At 66.8% G+C, this 17336-nt stretch carries 18 protein-coding genes; 9 read left to right on the top strand and 9 right to left on the bottom strand.

The annotated features are described in order from the left end of the window. Positions 1 to 44: 44 nt before the first annotated feature. On the bottom strand, positions 45 to 653 hold the full coding sequence (locus tag ACIQCN_RS06030) for a TetR/AcrR family transcriptional regulator (RefSeq protein ID WP_400609923.1): 609 nt from the start codon (positions 651 to 653) through the stop codon (positions 45 to 47). Between the two features lie 124 nt (positions 654 to 777). On the opposite strand from ACIQCN_RS06030, the gene ACIQCN_RS06035 reads away from it, so the two are divergent. The 3 genes from ACIQCN_RS06035 (at position 778) to ACIQCN_RS06045 (ending at position 3246) form a co-directional block, all read left to right on the top strand. Then, complete coding sequence (locus tag ACIQCN_RS06035) at positions 778 to 1335, top strand: NAD(P)H-dependent oxidoreductase (protein ID WP_400609925.1); 558 nt, start codon at positions 778 to 780, stop codon at positions 1333 to 1335. A 143-nt stretch (positions 1336 to 1478) separates the two neighbouring features. Further along, positions 1479 to 2771 (top strand): PLP-dependent aminotransferase family protein, encoded by a 1293-nt coding sequence (locus ACIQCN_RS06040; RefSeq protein ID WP_400607310.1) that lies wholly within the window; start codon positions 1479 to 1481, stop codon positions 2769 to 2771. Between the two features lie 46 nt (positions 2772 to 2817). Then, complete coding sequence (locus ACIQCN_RS06045) at positions 2818 to 3246, top strand: universal stress protein (RefSeq protein WP_400607308.1); 429 nt, start codon at positions 2818 to 2820, stop codon at positions 3244 to 3246. A 78-nt stretch (positions 3247 to 3324) separates the two neighbouring features. Here ACIQCN_RS06045 and ACIQCN_RS06050 read toward each other — a convergent pair whose 3' ends face one another. The 4 genes from ACIQCN_RS06050 to ACIQCN_RS06065 form a co-directional block, all read right to left on the bottom strand. Continuing rightward, entirely contained in the window at positions 3325 to 4785 is a 1461-nt protein-coding gene (locus ACIQCN_RS06050; RefSeq protein ID WP_400609927.1) for a dihydrolipoamide acetyltransferase family protein, read from the bottom strand. A 23-nt stretch (positions 4786 to 4808) separates the two neighbouring features. After that, on the bottom strand, positions 4809 to 5789 hold the full coding sequence (locus ACIQCN_RS06055; RefSeq protein WP_400609929.1) for an alpha-ketoacid dehydrogenase subunit beta: 981 nt from the start codon (positions 5787 to 5789) through the stop codon (positions 4809 to 4811). Continuing rightward, positions 5789 to 7021: a pyruvate dehydrogenase (acetyl-transferring) E1 component subunit alpha gene (gene pdhA / locus ACIQCN_RS06060; RefSeq protein ID WP_400607302.1), complete on the bottom strand. Its 1233-nt coding sequence runs from the start codon at positions 7019 to 7021 to the stop codon at positions 5789 to 5791. Before pdhA ends, ACIQCN_RS06055 begins: the two co-directional genes overlap by 1 nt. A gap of 149 nt (positions 7022 to 7170) precedes the next feature. After that, positions 7171 to 8289: a histidinol-phosphate transaminase gene (locus tag ACIQCN_RS06065; protein WP_400609930.1), complete on the bottom strand. Its 1119-nt coding sequence runs from the start codon at positions 8287 to 8289 to the stop codon at positions 7171 to 7173. 85 nt (positions 8290 to 8374) lie between these two features. On the opposite strand from ACIQCN_RS06065, the gene ACIQCN_RS06070 reads away from it, so the two are divergent. Both ACIQCN_RS06070 and ACIQCN_RS06075 read left to right on the top strand, forming a co-directional pair. Next, positions 8375 to 9292 (top strand): endonuclease/exonuclease/phosphatase family protein, encoded by a 918-nt coding sequence (locus tag ACIQCN_RS06070; protein WP_400609931.1) that lies wholly within the window; start codon positions 8375 to 8377, stop codon positions 9290 to 9292. Between the two features lie 100 nt (positions 9293 to 9392). After that, positions 9393 to 9818, top strand: coding sequence for a phage holin family protein (locus ACIQCN_RS06075; protein WP_400607296.1), 426 nt, complete (start codon positions 9393 to 9395; stop codon positions 9816 to 9818). Here the strand turns inward: ACIQCN_RS06075 and ACIQCN_RS06080 are convergent. After that, positions 9772 to 11172 carry a hypothetical protein gene (locus ACIQCN_RS06080; RefSeq protein WP_400609933.1) on the bottom strand — a complete coding sequence of 467 codons (1401 nt, stop codon included), beginning with the start codon at positions 11170 to 11172 and terminating at the stop codon, positions 9772 to 9774. The two genes, ACIQCN_RS06075 and ACIQCN_RS06080, sit on opposite strands and share 47 nt — an antisense overlap. A 457-nt stretch (positions 11173 to 11629) precedes the next feature. On the opposite strand from ACIQCN_RS06080, the gene purB reads away from it, so the two are divergent. Together purB and ACIQCN_RS06090 are read left to right on the top strand one after the other, a co-directional pair. Further along, the gene (purB, locus tag ACIQCN_RS06085; RefSeq protein WP_400607293.1) at positions 11630 to 13069 is read left to right on the top strand and encodes an adenylosuccinate lyase; all 1440 of its coding nucleotides are present in this window, start codon (positions 11630 to 11632) and stop codon (positions 13067 to 13069) included. Between the two features lie 107 nt (positions 13070 to 13176). Next, positions 13177 to 13854, top strand: coding sequence for a histidine phosphatase family protein (locus ACIQCN_RS06090; protein WP_400607290.1), 678 nt, complete (start codon positions 13177 to 13179; stop codon positions 13852 to 13854). A 38-nt stretch (positions 13855 to 13892) separates the two neighbouring features. Here ACIQCN_RS06090 and ACIQCN_RS06095 read toward each other — a convergent pair whose 3' ends face one another. From ACIQCN_RS06095 to ACIQCN_RS06105, 3 genes are all read right to left on the bottom strand, one after another. Then, entirely contained in the window at positions 13893 to 14801 is a 909-nt protein-coding gene (locus tag ACIQCN_RS06095; RefSeq protein WP_400609935.1) for a serine/threonine-protein kinase, read from the bottom strand. Then, on the bottom strand, positions 14801 to 15088 hold the full coding sequence (locus ACIQCN_RS06100) for a hypothetical protein (RefSeq protein WP_400607286.1): 288 nt from the start codon (positions 15086 to 15088) through the stop codon (positions 14801 to 14803). Before ACIQCN_RS06100 ends, ACIQCN_RS06095 begins: the two co-directional genes overlap by 1 nt. Before the next feature lie 70 nt (positions 15089 to 15158). Further along, positions 15159 to 15665: a MarR family winged helix-turn-helix transcriptional regulator gene (locus ACIQCN_RS06105; protein WP_400609937.1), complete on the bottom strand. Its 507-nt coding sequence runs from the start codon at positions 15663 to 15665 to the stop codon at positions 15159 to 15161. A gap of 178 nt (positions 15666 to 15843) precedes the next feature. Here ACIQCN_RS06105 and ACIQCN_RS06110 point away from each other — a divergent pair, with 178 nt between their 5' ends. Both ACIQCN_RS06110 and ACIQCN_RS06115 read left to right on the top strand, forming a co-directional pair. Continuing rightward, entirely contained in the window at positions 15844 to 16347 is a 504-nt protein-coding gene (locus ACIQCN_RS06110; protein WP_400607282.1) for a GNAT family N-acetyltransferase, read from the top strand. 109 nt (positions 16348 to 16456) lie between these two features. Next, a complete protein-coding gene (locus ACIQCN_RS06115) occupies positions 16457 to 17314 on the top strand; it encodes an ACT domain-containing protein (RefSeq protein ID WP_400609939.1) in 858 nt (285 codons plus the stop codon). Positions 17315 to 17336 lie beyond the last annotated feature (22 nt).

The following is a 17336-nucleotide window of genomic DNA, read 5'->3' on the forward strand; positions in this document are numbered from 1 at the left end:
GTGAAGTTGATTTGACTGGACGAACAGCCAAAAAGGTGCATGAGCTAAGCGCCGGCGAGTACCCGTGTGACAAGGTCGCGCCACGACGCAGCCAGCCGCTCCGTACTGACCCTGTCCCGCCGAACGAGCCCCAGGATGCGTTCCGGGTCGAGGGTCGCGCTCAGGGCGCCCGCCATCAGCCAAGGCTCCGGTTCAAACCCCGACTGCCGCAGCAGCATGTCGATGTGCCGCTGGCCGAGGACGGCGGCCGGTACCTCGAACCGTCCGGGCGAAGACTTCTCCGCGGCCAACACCAGGTCGCCGAACTCCACGACATACCGGATCCGTTCCGTCCCGTAGGCAACGAGCCGGTTCAACGGAGCGGCGCCGGGACCCAAGGGGGCCGGGCCAAACATGAACCGTGCCTGGAAGGCCGATTCGGAATCGTCGAGGAGCGCGAGCAAGAGTCCGGAGCGGCTGCCGAACCTGCGGAAAACGGTCCCCTTCCCCACGCCGGCGTGCTTGGCGAGCAGGTCCATGGTGAGGCATGCGGTCCCGCCCTCCCGGATGAGCTCGCGGGCGGCACCGAGCAGGCGCTCCCGGTTGCGGGCAGCGTCGCTGCGTTCCGGAGCCGGGCCGGGGGCAATGCCGGGCCCCAATGGGATGGATCTCACAGCTTCCAGTGTAGGTGCCGGGAATAGAAAACGGACTACGGTCCGTTTACTCTGGTGAAAGCCGGTGATAAGCGCCAGCCGCGTTCAGCCCGGAATGCAACCCGATACCAACCCAGGAGTTCCCATGACGAAAAGCACCGTCCTGACCCTCGTCGGCAGCCTGCGCGCTGAGTCCACCAACCAGAAGCTGGCTGAGGCGATCCAGCTCAACGCGCCGGAGCACGTGGATGTCGTCATCCACGAAAGCCTGGGCAACATCCCGTTCTACAACGAGGACATCGACGTGGAAGGCAAGGTCCCGGCCGCGGCCGCTGCGCTCCGCGCCGCCGCCGGCGAGGCGGACACCCTGCTGCTGGTGACCCCCGAGCACAACGGCACCGTCCCCGCCTCCCTGAAGAACGCCATCGACTGGCTGTCCCGCCCGTTCGGCGCCGGCGCCCTCGCGGGCAAGCCGACCGCCGTCGTCGGAACCGCTTTTGGCCAGTACGGCGGCGTATGGGCACAGGATGAGGCCCGCAAGGCCGTTGGCATCGCCGGCGCCGAGGTCCTGGAGGACGTCAAGCTCGCCGTTCCCGGCTCCATGGTCCGCTTTGCTGAGGTCCACCCCAAGGACGACGCCGAAGTCGTTGAGCAGATCCGGGGCATTTTCGACGCCTTGGCCGCAGACCGCGCGGCAGCCTAAGCTCCCGCCCGCCTGAACCCGCAGTGCCCGGTGCGCGTCATGCGCACCGGGCACTGCGGCGTTGGAGCCGCAGTACGGACTCCTGTAAATCAGTACTCAACATCTGTTGCCTTTTTGGCAACAAGAGGCTGTATCCTGATGGTGTGACACACGAAACAATCGACGCCGCAGCAGGGACGCTGCCAGCTGAAGCAATTGATGCCATCGAGAGGGCGGCCACGTCCGCCCACCGCCACGAGGAACTTTTCTCGGAGCGCGCCGCAAACATCCGTCAGTCCGCCGTCCGCGACGTCTTCGACATCTCCATGCGCCCGGGGCTTGTCTCCCTGGCCGGCGGCAGCCCCTACCTGCAGTCACTTCCGCTGGACCGCCTGGCTGCCACCGCGGCGGAGATCATTGCCCGCGACGGCCTCACCGCACTGCAGTATGGCGCCGGACAGGGTACCCCGGAACTGCGCGCCCAGATCTGCGAAGTGATGGCCGCCGAGGGCATCCTGGATGCCCGCCCGGAGAACGTGGTGATCACCGCGGGCTCGCAGTCGGCCCAGGACATCGCAACCAAAGTCTTCTGCAACCCGGGGGACGTGGTCCTCGTGGAGGACCCCACGTACGTGGGCGCCCTGAACACCTTCGAGGCCTACCAGGTCCAGGTGGAGACCGTCGAAATGGACCAGTCCGGGCTGGTGCCGGAACTGCTTGAAGCCAGGATTGCCGCACTCCAGTTGGCGGGCAGGAACGTCAAGTTCCTGTACACCATCCCGAACTTCAACAACCCTTCCGGGATCACGCTGGCGAAGGAACGGCGGCAGCAGATTGTCGATATATGCCGTAAGGCGAATATCTTGATCCTGGAGGACAACCCGTACGGTCTGCTCCGTTTCGACGGTGAACCCCTGGCTCCGCTGCGGGCCGCGAACCCGGCCGACGTCATTTACATGGGGTCGTTTTCCAAGATCTTCGCGCCTGGCCTGCGCATCGGCTGGGCCCTGGTTCCGGAGCATCTGCAGCGCCGTTACTACCTCGCAGCCGAGGCTGTCACCCTCTGCCCTCCGGCCCTGAATCAGATGCTCGTTTCGGCGTACCTCCGCGACTTCGACTGGCGCGGACAGATCGAGACGTACCGCGGCCTCTACGCCGAACGGTGCCGGGCCATGCTGGCGGCCCTGGAAGAGCACATGCCCGCCGGAACCAGCTGGACCAGCCCCGAGGGCGGATTCTTCGTCTGGGTGACGCTGCCCGAGGGGCTGGACACCTACCCGCTGCTGCAAAAGGCGATCGACGCCGGAGTGGTGTTTATCCCGGGAGCCGCCTTCACGCCGTCGGACGAGCCGTCGAACAAACTGCGCCTCGCCTTCAGTGCCGTGCCCCCGGAGTCCATCACCGAAGGCGTGCGGCGCCTGGCGCCGGTACTGCGGGAAGCCATCGCCGCGCTGTAGCGTTGGCCTCACACATCGCGTATGACATGAGCAAAGGAGCACACACATGAGCGGAACCATCGTTGTAGGCGTGGACGGCAGCGCCACGGCCAAGAAGGCAGCAGAGTCTGCGAGGGACCTCGCGGCGGCACTGGGTGCATCGCTGCACGTGGTCTCGGCCTTCGACAGCGACCGCACCGAGGTGTTCGGCAGCGGCAGCGACCGCTGGATCGTCTCCGACGCAGATGCTGCCGAGCACGTGGCCCGCACCGTCGCGGAGTCGCTGGGCCGGGACGTCAAGGTGACCTACTCCTCCGCCCGCGGCCGCCCGGCCGACGCCCTCATCAAGGAAGCGCTGCGCATGGATGCCCGGATCATAGTGGTGGGTAACCGCCGGATGCACGGGATCGGCCGGGTGCTGGGCAGCGTCGCCAACAGCGTCGCGCACAACGCCCCCTGCGATGTGTACATCGCCAACACGTACGACGCCGACTAGCGCCACCGGCGCACGACCCGGAACAGAACCCTCCTGCGATCCCGCAGGAGGGTTCTGTTCTCAGGACGGCGCAGGGACTTAGTCCAGCAGCAGCGCCGGTTCCTCCAGGATCGCGGCCACGTCAGCCATGAAGCGGGCCGACAGGTCGCCGTCCACCACCCGGTGGTCGAAGGATCCGCCCAAAGTGGTGATCCAGCGCGGAATCACCTCGCCGTCCAGCACCCACGGCTTCTGCTTGATGGTGCCGAAGGCCACGATTGCCACCTCGCCCGGGTTGATGATGGGAGTTCCGGTGTCAATGCCCAGGGCGCCGATGTTGGTGATGGTCAGCGTCCCGCCCTGCATCTCCGCCGGCTGCGTCTTGCCGGCCCGCGCTGTGGTGGCCAGGCTGTTGAGCGCCTGTGCGAGTTCCTTGAGGGACAGGTCCTGGGCGTTCTTGATGTTGGGCACCATCAGGCCGCGGGGGGTGGCGGCCGCGATGCCAAGGTTCATGAAGTGCTTCACCTGGATCTCGGCGGTTCCGTCAGCGTTGTCCACCCAGCTGGCGTTGACGCTGGGGTTCCGCGCCGCGGCCCAGATGACGGCCTTGGCCAGGATGAGCAGGGGCGAGACCCGGATGCCTTCGAAGTCCCGTGACGCCTTGAGCCGCTTGACGAATTCCATGGTCCGGCTGGCGTCGACGTCCACGAAAATGCTCACATGCGGGGCGGAAAACGCGGAGTCCACCATCGCCTTCGCCGTGGCTTTGCGGACACCCTTGACGGGGACCCGTTCAATCCGCTGGTCCTGCGGCTTCCCCGCGGCACCCCAAAAACCGGTCGCCTTGTCCAGTTCGGCGTCACGCTGGGCCTGGTAGCTCACCAGGTCCTCGCGCGTGACCTCGCCGCGGGAACCGGTGGCCACCACATCGGCAAGGTCGATGCCCAGGTCCCGCGCGATCTTCCGGACAGGCGGCTTGGCCAGCACCTTGCTGACCAGGCCGGTGATGGTACCGCCGAGGGTGGGCCGGGGGTCGACGGCGGCGGCTTTCGCGGACACCTCGGCAGGCGTGTGCGGCTGGATCGGCTCCACCTCCGGGGCGTTGACCGTCACCGAGGCGGACGGCGACGTTTTGCGCGGGCGGCGCTTGACGGCGTCGGCCTTGGGACCCGAACCCACCAGCGGTCCGGCCTCCGGGCTGTCCGCTTCCGCTCCCGGAAGCGTGCCGTAGAGCGGCTGGGCCGGCTTTTCCGGTGCCCGGGCCGGCTGCCCGCGATTTTCGGGGGCGCGGACATCCGCAGGGGTGGGGTCGCCCGCGATGTGGTCGCTGACGCTGATGATGGGCGTGCCAACGTCCACCGTGACGCCTTCCGGCACCAGCAGTTCGCTGATGGTGCCGGCGTACGGCGACGGCAGCTCCACCAGGGACTTGGCCGTTTCGATCTCGCACAGGACGTCATTGACGGCCACGGCGTCTCCCGGCTTGACCTTCCAGGAAACGATCTCCGCCTCGGTCAGGCCCTCGCCGACATCCGGCAGGTTGAACTTGTTCAGTGTCATGGTGTCCTCGGGTTGGGCAGGAATCAGTACGCGAGGGCGCGGTCCAGCGCCTCAAGGATGCGGTCGATGTCCGGAAGGTAGTCTTCCTCCACCTTGGCCACTGGATACGGCATGTGGAAGCCGCCCACGCGGATGACGGGCGCTTCCAGCGAGTGGAAGGCCCGCTCGCTGACGCGGGCTGCGATTTCGCCACCGATCCCGCCGAAGGTGGGCGCCTCGTGGGCAACGATCAGGCGTCCGGTCTTCTGCACCGAAGCGGTCACCGTCTCGAAGTCGATCGGCGAGATGGAACGGAGGTCGATTACCTCCACGCTGCGGCCGTCCTCCTGGGCAGCGTCAGCGGCGGCGAGGGCGACGGGAACCAGCGGGCCATAGGCCAGGATGGTGGCGTCGTTGCCAGTGCGCAGGACGTGGGCCCGGAACGGATCCGCGGACGGTCCCGGGGTGGCCGTGTCCACCTCGCCCTTGAGCCAGTAGCGCCGCTTGGGCTCGAACACGATGACCGGGTCCTGGCAGGCGACGGCCTGCTGGATCATCCAGTAGGCATCGTGCGGGTTCGACGGGGTGATGATGCGCAGCCCGGCCGTGTGGGCAAAAAGCGCCTCGGGCGATTCGGAGTGGTGCTCCACTGAACCGATGCCGCCGCCGTACGGAATGCGGATCACCACTGGAACTGTGAGGTTGCCGTTGCTGCGGGCGTGCATCTTGGCCAGTTGCGTGGTGATCTGGTTGAAACCGGGGAAGACAAAGCCGTCGAACTGGATTTCGCACACCGGGTAGTAGCCGCGCAGCGCAAGGCCGATTGCGGTGCCGATGATGCCGGATTCCGCCAGCGGGGTGTCCACCACCCGGTCCGGGCCGAACTCGCCAATCAGGCCGTCGGTGACCCGGTAGACGCCGCCCAGCGGGCCGATGTCCTCGCCCATCAGCAGCGACTTTGGGTTGGCGGCCAGCGTGGCCCGGAGGCCCTCGTTGATGGCCTTGGCGATGGTCATGGTGGTCATCAGTGGCCTGCCTCTGCTGCTGCGCCGGATTCTTCGCTTGCCGCGTCACCGGCAAACCCGGCGCTGTAGTCCTCAAACCAGGCCAGTTCCTCGGCCACCAGCGGATGGGCCTCCGCGTAGGTATTGGCGAAGGCGGAACGGATGTCCGGGCTTTCCAGGTCGTGGGTGGTGCGCCTTACGTAGGCGGCGAGCTCATCGCCGTCCGCCTTGACCTGGTCGAAAAACACGTCGTCCGCCAGTCCCTCGGCGCGCAGGTACTTCTCGAGCCGCATCAGGGGATCCTTGGCGCGCCAGGCGTCCTCTTCAGCCGATTCGCGGTACTTTGTGGGGTCGTCCGCCGTGGTGTGGGCGCCGACCCGGTAGGTGAAGGCCTCAATCAGCACCGGGCCCTTGCCTTGGCGGGCGTGCTCCAGCGCCCATTCGGTGACGGCGTGGACAGCGATGACATCGTTGCCGTCCACCCGGATACCCGGGAAGCCGTAGCCCTTGGCCCGGTCGGACAGCGGAACCTTGGTCTGGACGTTGGTCGGGACGGAGATGGCCCAATGGTTGTTCTGGCAGAAGAACACCACAGGCGCGTTGTAGGAGGAGGCGAACACCATGGATTCGTGGACGTCGCCCTCGGAGCTGGCGCCGTCGCCGAAGTAGGCAATCACGGCCGCATCAGCGGCTTCCTGCCCGCCGGCCCCGGCGAGCTTCCGGTCCCGCTGGATGCCCATGGCGTAGCCCACCGCATGGAGGGTCTGGGCGGCCAGGACAAGGGTGTACAGGTGGAAGTTCGTATCTCTGGGGTTCCAGCCGCCATTGGACACGCCGCGGAACTGGCGCAGAAGTTCGGCCAGGTCCACGTTGCGGGTCAGCGCTACGCCGTGTTCGCGGTAGGTGGGGAAGATGTAGTCCTGCGGACGGCTGGCCCGGCCGGAGCCGATCTGTGCGGCTTCCTGGCCGGTCAGGGGCACCCAGAGAGCCAGTTGGCCCTGGCGCTGCAGGGCGGTTGCCTCGACGTCGAACCGGCGGATGGAGGCCATGTCCGCGTACAGGCCGCGGAGAGCTTCCGGAGTCAGTTTTTCCGCGTACGGGCTATAGACGGGGTCGTGGCCGAGCTTTCCATCCGCGGCCAGCAACTGGACCATCTTTACCGGGGGCTCGCCCATAACCGCTTCGGCATCAGCTTCACGCTGGTCCTCAACCGCTGTTCCGTCGAACTCGGTGGCAGGCAGATGTGTGCCCATACCGTCTCCTCGCTTGCCGCGTCCGGAAGGACCGCAATATAGCTGGGATATATGCCGCGCGGGGCATAGATTCCCCACGCGGCATATACATTGGCTTACTGATCCTAACTTTATCCGCAGCACCAGGCGGCAGGGCTACTTGTTAAGCGCTAGGAACCTCCGGGCGCGTTTGTATAGTCCGCACATAGGCCCAGGAAGCGGGTATTCGCCTCTTCCTCGCCGATGCTGACCCGGACACCCTCACCCGGGAAGGCCCGCACGGACAGCGCGCGTTCCCCGGCCAGCTCAGCGAACCGGGCGCTTTCCGCACCAAGTTCCAGCCACACGAAGTTGCCCTGCGCGTCAGGGACGCGCCAGCCAAGGTCACGCAGTCCAGCCATCACCCGGGAGCGTTCGTCCACGAGGCTTTGTACCCTTTCTACAACCTGGTCATAGTTCTGCACCGAAACCATGGCGGCTCTTTCGGCGATCTGCGACACGGCGAAAGGCGTGGCCGCCACCCTCAGGTGCCGGGTAAGTTCCGGGCCGGACACGCTGTAACCCACCCGGAGCCCGGCCAGGCCATGGGCCTTGGAGAACGTCCGGAGCACCACCACATTGGGATACTTCCGGTACATGGCGATGCCGTCCACCGCATCTCCAGCGCGGACAAACTCCTGGTAGGCCTCGTCGATCACCACCACCACGTGAGAGGGCACGGAGCGGATAAAGCGCTCGGTTTCTGCCGCGGTCAGCGCCGGGCCGGTTGGGTTGTTGGGCGTGCAGAGCAGGATGACCTTGGTCCGGGCGCTGACGGCACCGGCCATGGCGTCGAGGTCGTGGCGGCCGTCGGCGGTGACGGGAACGCGGACGCTCTCGGCTCCGGCCAGGCCCACGCTGATGGGGTAGGCCTCGAAGGACCGCCACGCATAGATGACTTCGTCGGCCTTGCCGTCGTCATTCTGCCCGGCGAAGGTGGCCAGGATCTGGTTGAGCGCGCCCAGGCTGCCGGCGCCGGTGACAATGTCATCGGCCGGGACGTCGAGGAATTCCGCCAGCGTGGCCCGCAGCCGGCTGCTGAGCGGATCCGGATACCTGTTGAAGTCGGTTTGCAGTGCAATTGCGTCCACGACGGCGGGGAGCGGAGGCAGCGGATTTTCGTTGGAGGACAGCTTGTAGCTTGCCAGTCCCTCGACGGTGACGGGGGGCTTGCCGGCGGCGTACCGGGGCAGCCTGTTCACCACGGGACGGGGCGGGATTCCGCCAGCCAGGGCATCAGAAGGAGTCATGGGGCTTAGCCTACTTCCCGGCAATCATCTTCCGCGGGGGCCGGTACGGTTCACCAATTCTTTGCCCCGGCGTCACGTTGCACTGATGGACTGGCAGCCCACGAGGACCAACAGGAAAGACACCACAATGATGATGCGAAAGTTTGCCGCGGCGCTCACAGCTGCAGCACTGGCGGTCGCCGGTGTGCTGGCCGCGCATGCGCCAGCGCACGCCGAGGAGGATATTAAGACAACTGGCCACAGCGAGATCCGGGTCATGTCCTACAACATCCACCACGGCGCCAGTGGCGAAGACGTGCTTGACCTGGAACGGATTGCGCAGGAAATCGAGGCCACCGGGGCCCGGCTTGTCGGCCTGCAGGAGGTGGACCGTCACTGGTCCGCACGCAGCAATTACCAAGACCAGGCCGCGTGGTTGGCTGAGCGGCTGGACATGCACTACGTGTTTGCGGCAAACCTCGACCTGGACCCGGAACCGGGACGGACCGAGCGCCGCCAGTACGGAACGGCGGTACTCAGCAAATATCCGATCCTCAGCTCAGAGAACCACCTGCTCACCAACATTCAATACGCGGAGAAGCCGACGGAGCAGCGCGGGCTCCTTGAGACGGTCATCAACGTTGCGGGCAACCACATCAGCTTCTACAACACCCATCTTGATCACCGCCGGAGCGAACAGCGCCAGCTGCAGGTCAAGGAAATGATGGCGATCACCGCCGAATCCCACAGACCGTCCCTGCTGGTGGGCGACCTCAACGCAGTTCCGGAGTCGATCGAAATGCAGCAACTCATGACGCGCTTCCATGATGTCTTCGCCGCGCTCGGCCAAAGCAGTGACTACACGATGCCGGTGGAGAACCCCACCCGCCGCATCGACTACATCCTCAGTGAAGGGGAAATCGAACCTCGCTTCGCTGAGGTGATCAACACGGCGGCATCCGACCACCTGCCCATCGTTGCCGACGTTTCGGTGGCACAAAAGCCAAACGGCCAGATGCGCTAGCTGAAGCGTTTGACGGGTCACCCGGCGGAGCTCAGCCCTCCGTCGGGTGACTTTCGGAAGGCAACCCTCAGATGCGCGGACTGTGTGGAAACATTGGTCCATGCGCATCATCCTGCGGGTCATCATCAACGCTGCCGCCCTCTGGGTTGCCAGCTGGATCCTGCCGGGACTGGACATCACCACCTCCGCCGCGTCCGAGGCCGTGGCAAAGACCGGGGTCACGCAGGGAAGTGAGACCACGGGCGTAGTACTTGCCTACCTGTTCATCGGGGCGATTTTCGGGGTTGTCAACGCGCTGGTCCGCCCCGTGGTGAGCTTCCTGGCGCTTCCCCTCACCGTCCTCACGCTGGGCCTGTTCACCATCGTCATCAATGCGGCGATGCTGTACCTGACAGCCTGGATCAGCAGCTACACGCCGGTAAAATTCACCATTGACTCCTTCTTCTGGACCGCTGTGCTGGCGGCCATCATCATCACCCTCATCTCCCTGGTGACCGGCCGGCTTGCCGGTGCCGGCCGGCGCTGACGTCCGGGCCGTAGCTGACATCCGAACGGTGCACGCGGGGAGAGAACGGCCGGAACGGACTGCCCGACTGCGGTTCCGCCCTGGTCAGGGAAAACCGCGTGGCCGTTGCCGTGCCTCCCGCACCCAGGACACCCGTGAGCACAGCGGATGAGGCCGCAAGCGCGGGATCTGTGCTGGCGGAGACCGCGCGGGCACCGTCTTCATAGTTGGCCAGCGCATGTCCCGGCCCCAGGGCACCGCGCTCATAACCGGACACGTCGTTGGTGAGAGTGACCGTGACCCGATGGCCGGTATCCGGGTTAGGGGTCCCGTCTCCCCCGGGCACTCCGTCCGCCTGGTGCTCAAGGTGGAGCAACTCGACACCCCGCCCCGGTTCGATGCGCCCCACCGGCGAACCCGCCGTAAGGACATAGCGGACGTCGAACTTCTCCAGGACCTGTGGGTCTGCCGCGAAGTTCATGGCGTGGATCCCGCCCTGGCTGTATCCCACCGCCACTACCGGGTCGCCTTCGTGGGCTCCGGCCGCCTTCAGGGCCTGCAGGATCGCAGCCGTGACGTGCCCGGAATCCCAGGCCATGGACTCGTGGATGCCGCCCAGGTCAAAAGGGTTGTCCTGGCCGACAGCCACCGACTGCGTCCCCGGCACCACAACGACATAGGCCTTGCGGCCGGCGTCGCCGACTTCGATGACCTCGATGTACCCGGCTCCGCGCGCCTCGATGGCGCGGATGCGCTCCAACAGTCCTGCCGGGCTGGCATCAAGCTGTACCTGCAGCGTTTCCGCCCGCCGCGCATCAAGAGGACGGGAGAGGAAGTCCGGAGGGACGCCCTCGACCGCCTGGGTCAGCGATGATGCCAGCACCGCCCCCGCGCCAACCACCCCGACCGCCATCGTCTGATCCAGAGTGTCGCGGTCCGGCACCCAAGTGGCCAGGAAATTCGTTACCCGCTGCGACACCTCGCCCCAAGTAAGGAATCCCAGCGTCCGCCGGGCCACCGCTCCCGCCTCGGCCAACTGGTAGTCACGGATGCAGTCCCTGATCCGGGCGCCGGTGCCCTCCATGTCCGCCGCAACGCGGCCGACAATTCCGTGCCCGGCCCGCACGGCATCAGCTGCCGGCGCAGTGGACCATGGCGGCAGGCGCTCAAGCCGGCAAAGTTCCTGCAGGATCCGCCCGGTTTCTGCTTGGACCGCCTGCAGCTCATCTGCCAGGGCATCCAGCTTTTCCGCGCCTCCCGTCAGCTCGGCAGACTGGACGCTGATGCCGCCGGTGCCGCCCCTGATCACCAGGCTGCCGTCCACGGCCGGCCCATGGATGCGCAGCGAGTCGTCCCCGGAGTCCACGCGCATCATCACGGCCATCGGGGTGGAGCCGCGGCCCCGTACTCAGGCGCCTCCCGGGCGCGGTTCCTGATGGCAACGCCCCCCTCATGGAGCCGGTCCAACGCGTTCCGCAGAACCGCAGCGTGTTCTGCGACCCTGCGCCGGTAGGCATTGCCCGCCGGTGACTGCCAATTGAGCAGCTGGATTTCGCCGCAGCGCCGCAGGACCTCCTCCACCCTGGCGGCGCAGGCCTCAGCACGGAGTGCCAGGTGCTCCAGCTCCACGGCGCGAGGTGGCTCCGTTCTGATCCCCGACATTGGATCATGGCCCATAGTGTGTTCCCCTTTGCCCCGTTCCGGACACCACGGTAGGGACGGTCCGCCGCGAAGGTAACTGCCGCCGTCGTCTATGTGGATAAAAGGGCGGCGGCCAGTAATGCAGGCCGCCCCGCTTAGAGGGGTGGGGGAGTTCGTGAAAGAATCAGCACATGCCTCAGACTGCCGCCACAGACACCCGTACGCCCTCAGGACGCCTGGCCCTCGCCGCGTCCCAGGAACAGATCGCGCTGGGCCCGCTGGACGGCCGTTACCAGGCCGCCGTCGCGCCGCTGGTGGACTACCTGTCCGAAGCCGCGCTGAACCGCGACCGCGTGGCCGTTGAAGTTGAGTGGCTCATCCACCTGACCAGCAACAACGTCCTCCCGGGCGCGGGTCCCCTGAGCCCGGAACAGCAGGACCGGCTCCGTGCCATCGTCACCGAATTCGACGCCGCCTCCGTTGCCGAGCTCGCGGAGATCGAGGCCGTGACCGTCCACGACGTGAAGGCAGTGGAGTACTACATCGGACGCCGCCTGCCCGCCATCGGCATCGAAAACCTGACCGCGATGGTCCACTTTGGCTGCACGTCCGAGGACATCAACAACCTCTCCTACGCCCTGGGCGTCAAGGGAGCTGTGGAGGACGTGTGGCTCCCGGCCGCCCGCAACCTCGTGGCCCAGATCAGCAGGATGGCGGAGGACAACCGTGCCGTCCCCATGCTCTCCCGCACCCACGGCCAGCCCGCCACCCCCACCACGCTGGGCAAGGAACTCGCGGTCATCGCGCACCGCCTGCATCGCCAGCTGGACCGGATCGCCAGGACTGAGTACCTGGGCAAGATCAACGGCGCCACCGGCACTTACGCCGCCCACGTCGCATCGGTCCCCACCGCTGACTGGCAGCGGGTCTCGAAGTCGTTCGTGGAAGGCCTGGGGCTCACCTGGAACCCGCTCACCACGCAGATCGAAAGCCACGACTGGCAGGCTGAGCTTTACGCCGACGTGGCACGCTTCAACCGCATCCTGCACAACGTCTGCACGGACATCTGGAGCTACATTTCCATCGGCTACTTCGCGCAGATCCCGGTGGCCGGCGCCACGGGCTCTTCCACCATGCCGCACAAGGTGAACCCCATCCGGTTCGAGAACGCCGAAGCCAACCTGGAAATCTCCTCCGGCCTGCTGGACGTGCTGGGTTCCACCCTGGTCACCTCCCGCTGGCAGCGTGACCTCACGGACTCCTCCAGCCAGCGCAACATCGGTGTGGCGTTCGGCCACTCCCTGCTGGCCATCTCCAACGTGGCCAAGGGCCTGGAGCGCCTGGACGTCGCGGAAGAGGTGCTGGCCGGGGACCTGGACACCAACTGGGAAGTCCTGGGCGAGGCCATCCAGATGGTCATGCGCGCCGAGGCGATTGCCGGCGTCGAAGGCATGGAGAACCCGTATGAGCGCCTCAAGGACCTGACCCGCGGCCAGCGCGTGGACGCGGCCCGCATGCAGGAATTCGTGCAGGGCCTGGGCCTCTCGCCCGAGGCCGAGGCGCGCCTGCTGGCGCTCACCCCGGGCAAGTACACGGGCATCGCGGACCAGCTGGTGGACCACCTCAAATAGGCGGCTCCCCCCACTGCAGCGTACGACGGCGGCGCCGGGCTCTTCGGGGCCCGGCGCGTTCGCGTTAACGCAGCGGCGCCGGGCCGGGAGGGTGCGAAACTGGGAGAATGAAGCTCCTCCTCATCCGGCACGGCCAGACTCCCGGGAACGTCCTGGGCCAGCTGGACACCGCCCACCCCGGGCCCGGGCTCACCGAACTCGGAGAGCGGCAGGCCGAGGCGATGGCGCGTTCACTGGCGCATGAGCCGATCGGAGCACTCTATGCCTCCACCCTGGTCCGCACACGGATGACTGCAGCTCCGCTGGGCCGGCTGCACAACCTGGACGTGGAAGTCCTGGAGGGCGTGCAGGAAATCGAAGCGGGTGCGCTGGAACTTCTGACGGACCACGAGTCCATCCGCCGCTATCTGGGAACAGTGTTTTCCTGGGCTGCGGGCGAGCTGGACCGCAGGATGCCCGCGGGGCCGGACGGACACGAGTTCTTTGGCCGCTTCGATGCCGCCATTGCGGAGGTGGCCGGGCGGGCCGCAGCCCGGGAGCACGCCGCAGCCGCCGTTGTCAGCCACGGCGCAGCCATCCGGACCTGGGCCGGCTACCGGGCCAGGGACGTGGACCACGAGTTCGCCGCCCGCCACATGCTGTCCAACACCGGCATCGTTGCCCTGGAAGGCGATCCTGACAGAGGCTGGACCCTCATTCACTGGGACGGCAGCCCTATCGGCGGACTCGCGCTGGCCGATCCCGCCGCGCAGGACCCGGCCGGCCGCGGCGGCGTCCGGCCGTAACTGGGGAGGCTGCCAGCAGACCGGTCCTGCCCGCTGATCTAGCGGCGCATCAGGCGCGCCGCCGTGACGGCGGCCTCCGCCGCCGTCGGCCGTTCTGCACTGTCCATGGCAGTGAGGGAGCAGAGAAAGGACCGCCACTCCGGATCCAGCGAATCCGGGACATGGGGGCTGCGGAAGGTCCGTGCCACCAGTGACTCGACGGCCGTTCCCGGGAAGGCCTTCGCGCCGGTATGCAGTTCAAGAAGCACCAGGCCCATGGAGTAGATGTCCCACGAATGCCGGGCCGCGCCCCCGGAGGCCTGTTCCGGGCTCATGTAGTGCACTGTGCCGGAGGAAATGCCGGGCTCCGGGGAAGCTCCCGAGCGGGCGGTGATGCCGAAGTCGATGATGCGTACGGGGCTGCGCCGAAGTCCGCTGAGCATCAGGTTGGAAGGCTTGATGTCCCTGTGGACCAGCCCGTGGGAGTGCAGGTGGGCGAGCGCCTCAAAGAGGCAGTGCGCCCAGGCCGCCAGCTCCCGTTCGGGGCAGCGCCCCAGCGCCGCCACCCGGGCCAGGCTCTGACCGAGCGCAAGCTCTTCCACCAGGTAGGGCCGGCCGGCGTGGGTGCCGTCCCCGCGAGTGGTTCCGGAGGCGATGAAGCGAATGATCGAGGGGTGGTCCAGGGTTGCCAGGACGGCCGCTTCGTTGAGAATCACGTTGCGGTTCTTCGGCTCGCCCGCCACCGCGATCTTCACGGCAGCATCCGGGCCTCCGGCCAGGTCGACAGCACGGTATACCTCGGCTGCAGAACCCCTGCCCACGCGTTCCCGCAGTTCATAGCGGCCTGCCAGGACGGCGTCTTTCGCATGCCCGACGGCGTGCCGGCCGATGGATGCACCGGAGGCAGCCGGCGCCGCGGGGCAAGTTGGTCCGGCGAAGCCGGCCGGCGTGGCGAGGGTCGCGGACATTACGCGCAGAGTGCGGACACGTAGGCGGACGCGGGTTCCAGCAGCCCCTCCGGGGCGGTGGCCCCGGCGTCCAGCTGGAAGCCGCAGCTGCAGCGCCAGACCGGCGGGAGGTGGACGGGTTCACCCTCTTCCGGCTCGAAAGAGTACTCCACGGCCTGTGGCCCTACCGCCGGAACCACCAATTCCATGGGCTCGCCACAGTGCATGGCAAGGCTGTCATCGGTCGTTGGCATGCCGGCGAAAGAATTCGACGGTGAAAACTCTGCGAAGGTAACCAAAATGCTCACGACTCCATCTGGATGTAAACTCAGGACTGATCGTAAGCATACATATTACTAGCCGCACTAGCTAGTCCGCCTAGCTATTTGCTTCGGACACTTCCTCCAAGGCCCTGGTCATGCGGTGCAGGAAGTCCACCACCACGCGGGCTTCATCCGGACTCAGGCTTTCGGCCACGGCCATCATGCGCCGGTGCATGGCGCCCAGCGTCACCCGCACCTCCTTGTCCGACTCCACGGTGGGGACCACCACCACCGAACGCCGGTCAGTGGGGTGCGCCTCGCGCCGGACATGGCCGCTGGCCACCAGACGGTCAATCAGGGATGTGGTGGAGGCGCTGGTGATGCCGAGGAATTGGCTCAGGTCCTTGGGGACAACAGCCCGCCCGGACGCCTGGGCGCGCAGGAGGTAGCGAAGGGCGAGGATATCGGTCTCGCCCATGCCCATCGAGTCGCGGGTGGAGCGGCGGACGGCCGTTTCGGCACTTCGGTAGTCGCGCAGGGATTTCAGGATCGCGGCGCTGTTGTCCAGTTGCCCGTCCTGCCCGTACCAGTACCCCGAGCCCTCGTTCAGCGAAGCAGCCATGCAAAACATCTTAGGCCAACTGATAACTAGCCCACCAAGAAACTTGATTTTCATCGCTGGAGTGGGCGGGTGTTTGGGCCTGGCGGCTGTTCTCCAGCCGCTTACGGGGCGGAAACACCAGCGTAACCGGGTCCTCCTAGCCTTGAGGGGCATAACCCTTCGGCGAATCGAGGCAAACATGCAGACCAACCCGCGGCTGAACATCCGGCAGGTAGCCTGGTCCAACCCGGTGGGCGCGGATCTGCGCAGGGCCCAGCAGGCGGAGCTGGACGCCCGCTTCGGCGCCCCGGACCACGAACCCGGCCCGCCGCCGTCGGGCGCCGACTGCGCGGTATTCCTGGTGGCGTACGACAAGGGATCCGGCCAGCCCGTGGGATGCGGCGGGCTGCGGCTGCTCGACCCGGTCACTGCTGAAATCAAGCGCCTCTACGTCGTTCCGTACATGCGGGGATCCGGGGTGGCCAGTTCCATCCTCGCTGCCGTGGAAGCCGAGGCCTACCGGCAGGGCATCACGCACATCAAGGCGGAGGCCGGCTCCGCGCAGCCTGACGGCAGGAACTTTTATGCCAACGCAGGATTCAAGCAGGTCCCGAATTTTGGCCCCTACGTCGGCCTGGAACATTCCGCCTGCTACGCCAAGACCATCGACTGCCACAGCGCTGCCCACACCGCCATGGCGTGACGGCCGCGAATCGCGTCACGCTCCGGTCCGGCCCAACCCGGGGCCCCCGTCCCCTAATCGGAACCCGGGGGCAACACCGCTGAAACAGCATCGGGGAATCCTTGGAACCATGAAGCCCAGTAAAAGGAACATCCCGGCCGTGGACCTAAGCTGCGAAGTGTGCGGAATGATGCCCGAGCCTCCAAAGGGACGGCTGACCTTGGCAAACGTGGCTGCGATGCTGCCAATAGAACTGATAGTGCACGCCCTGGTGGTGGACACCCCTCTCCCCTACGCAGCCAAGGTTCTGGTGCTGACGGTGACAGCCACTGTCCTGGTGATCTGGGTGGCGGAACCCTCAGCCGCCAGGGTGCTGCGCGGCTGGCTCCATGCACCGGCGGTCCGCCACCGCCGCCGCCTGGCTGCCGCGCCGGCGCTGTGGCGGGCACGTGCCGTGCTGCGCGACCAGCCGGGCTCCCTGGAACGCGTCACCCGGGCGCTGGCCCGGATGAACGCCAACATCCTGAGTATCCACGTCCATCAGGTCCCGGGGGGCGTACTGGACGAGTTCGTCCTGTCCGCCCCCGGCAGCGTTCGTGAAGCGGAACTCCTCGGGGCACTGCACGACGGCGGGGCGTCGGCTGTGCACGTCTGGCCCACCACCGCGCTGGCCATGGCTGACGGCCAGACCCGTGCCCTGAGCCTGGCAGCCCGGCTGGCGCACGCGCCGGATGAGCTTCCACTCGCCGTTGCCGAACTGCTGCGGGCCCGGATCCTGGATCCGGCCCGCTCTGCCCTGGAGAAGCACGAAACCGGCGACAGCCTAAAGATCCCGACGGCCTGGCATGGACCCATAACGTTTGTCCGGCCCGGTGAGCCGTTCACCCCTGCCGAGTCGGCACGGGCGCACCGGCTCGCGGAGCTCGCGGAAATCCTCACGCACCGCTTCGGGCCTATCCAGCCAAACAGCGCGAAGTGCCGGTGTTAGGCGCTCAAAACAGGACGCGCTC

The organism is Pseudarthrobacter sp. NPDC092424, assembly GCF_044754925.1.
In the GTDB taxonomy this organism is placed as follows: Bacteria; Actinomycetota; Actinomycetes; order Actinomycetales; family Micrococcaceae; genus Arthrobacter.

Coding starts and splice junctions, on each gene's coding strand:
- ACIQCN_RS06055 (WP_400609929.1), bottom strand. CDS start 5,789: ATGACCACCATGACCATCGCCAAGGCCATCAACGAGGGCCTCCGGGCC.
- ACIQCN_RS06080 (WP_400609933.1), bottom strand. CDS start 11,172: ATGATGCGCGTGGACTCCGGGGACGACTCGCTGCGCATCCATGGGCCG.
- ACIQCN_RS06035 (WP_400609925.1), top strand. CDS start 778: ATGACGAAAAGCACCGTCCTGACCCTCGTCGGCAGCCTGCGCGCTGAG.
- ACIQCN_RS06045 (WP_400607308.1), top strand. CDS start 2,818: ATGAGCGGAACCATCGTTGTAGGCGTGGACGGCAGCGCCACGGCCAAG.
- ACIQCN_RS06050 (WP_400609927.1), bottom strand. CDS start 4,785: ATGACACTGAACAAGTTCAACCTGCCGGATGTCGGCGAGGGCCTGACC.
- ACIQCN_RS06105 (WP_400609937.1), bottom strand. CDS start 15,665: ATGGCTGCTTCGCTGAACGAGGGCTCGGGGTACTGGTACGGGCAGGAC.
- ACIQCN_RS06095 (WP_400609935.1), bottom strand. CDS start 14,801: ATGTCCGCGACCCTCGCCACGCCGGCCGGCTTCGCCGGACCAACTTGC.
- ACIQCN_RS06065 (WP_400609930.1), bottom strand. CDS start 8,289: ATGACTCCTTCTGATGCCCTGGCTGGCGGAATCCCGCCCCGTCCCGTG.
- ACIQCN_RS06075 (WP_400607296.1), top strand. CDS start 9,393: ATGCGCATCATCCTGCGGGTCATCATCAACGCTGCCGCCCTCTGGGTT.
- ACIQCN_RS06110 (WP_400607282.1), top strand. CDS start 15,844: ATGCAGACCAACCCGCGGCTGAACATCCGGCAGGTAGCCTGGTCCAAC.
- pdhA (WP_400607302.1), bottom strand. CDS start 7,021: ATGGGCACACATCTGCCTGCCACCGAGTTCGACGGAACAGCGGTTGAG.
- ACIQCN_RS06115 (WP_400609939.1), top strand. CDS start 16,457: ATGAAGCCCAGTAAAAGGAACATCCCGGCCGTGGACCTAAGCTGCGAA.
- ACIQCN_RS06090 (WP_400607290.1), top strand. CDS start 13,177: ATGAAGCTCCTCCTCATCCGGCACGGCCAGACTCCCGGGAACGTCCTG.
- purB (WP_400607293.1), top strand. CDS start 11,630: ATGCCTCAGACTGCCGCCACAGACACCCGTACGCCCTCAGGACGCCTG.
- ACIQCN_RS06070 (WP_400609931.1), top strand. CDS start 8,375: ATGGACTGGCAGCCCACGAGGACCAACAGGAAAGACACCACAATGATG.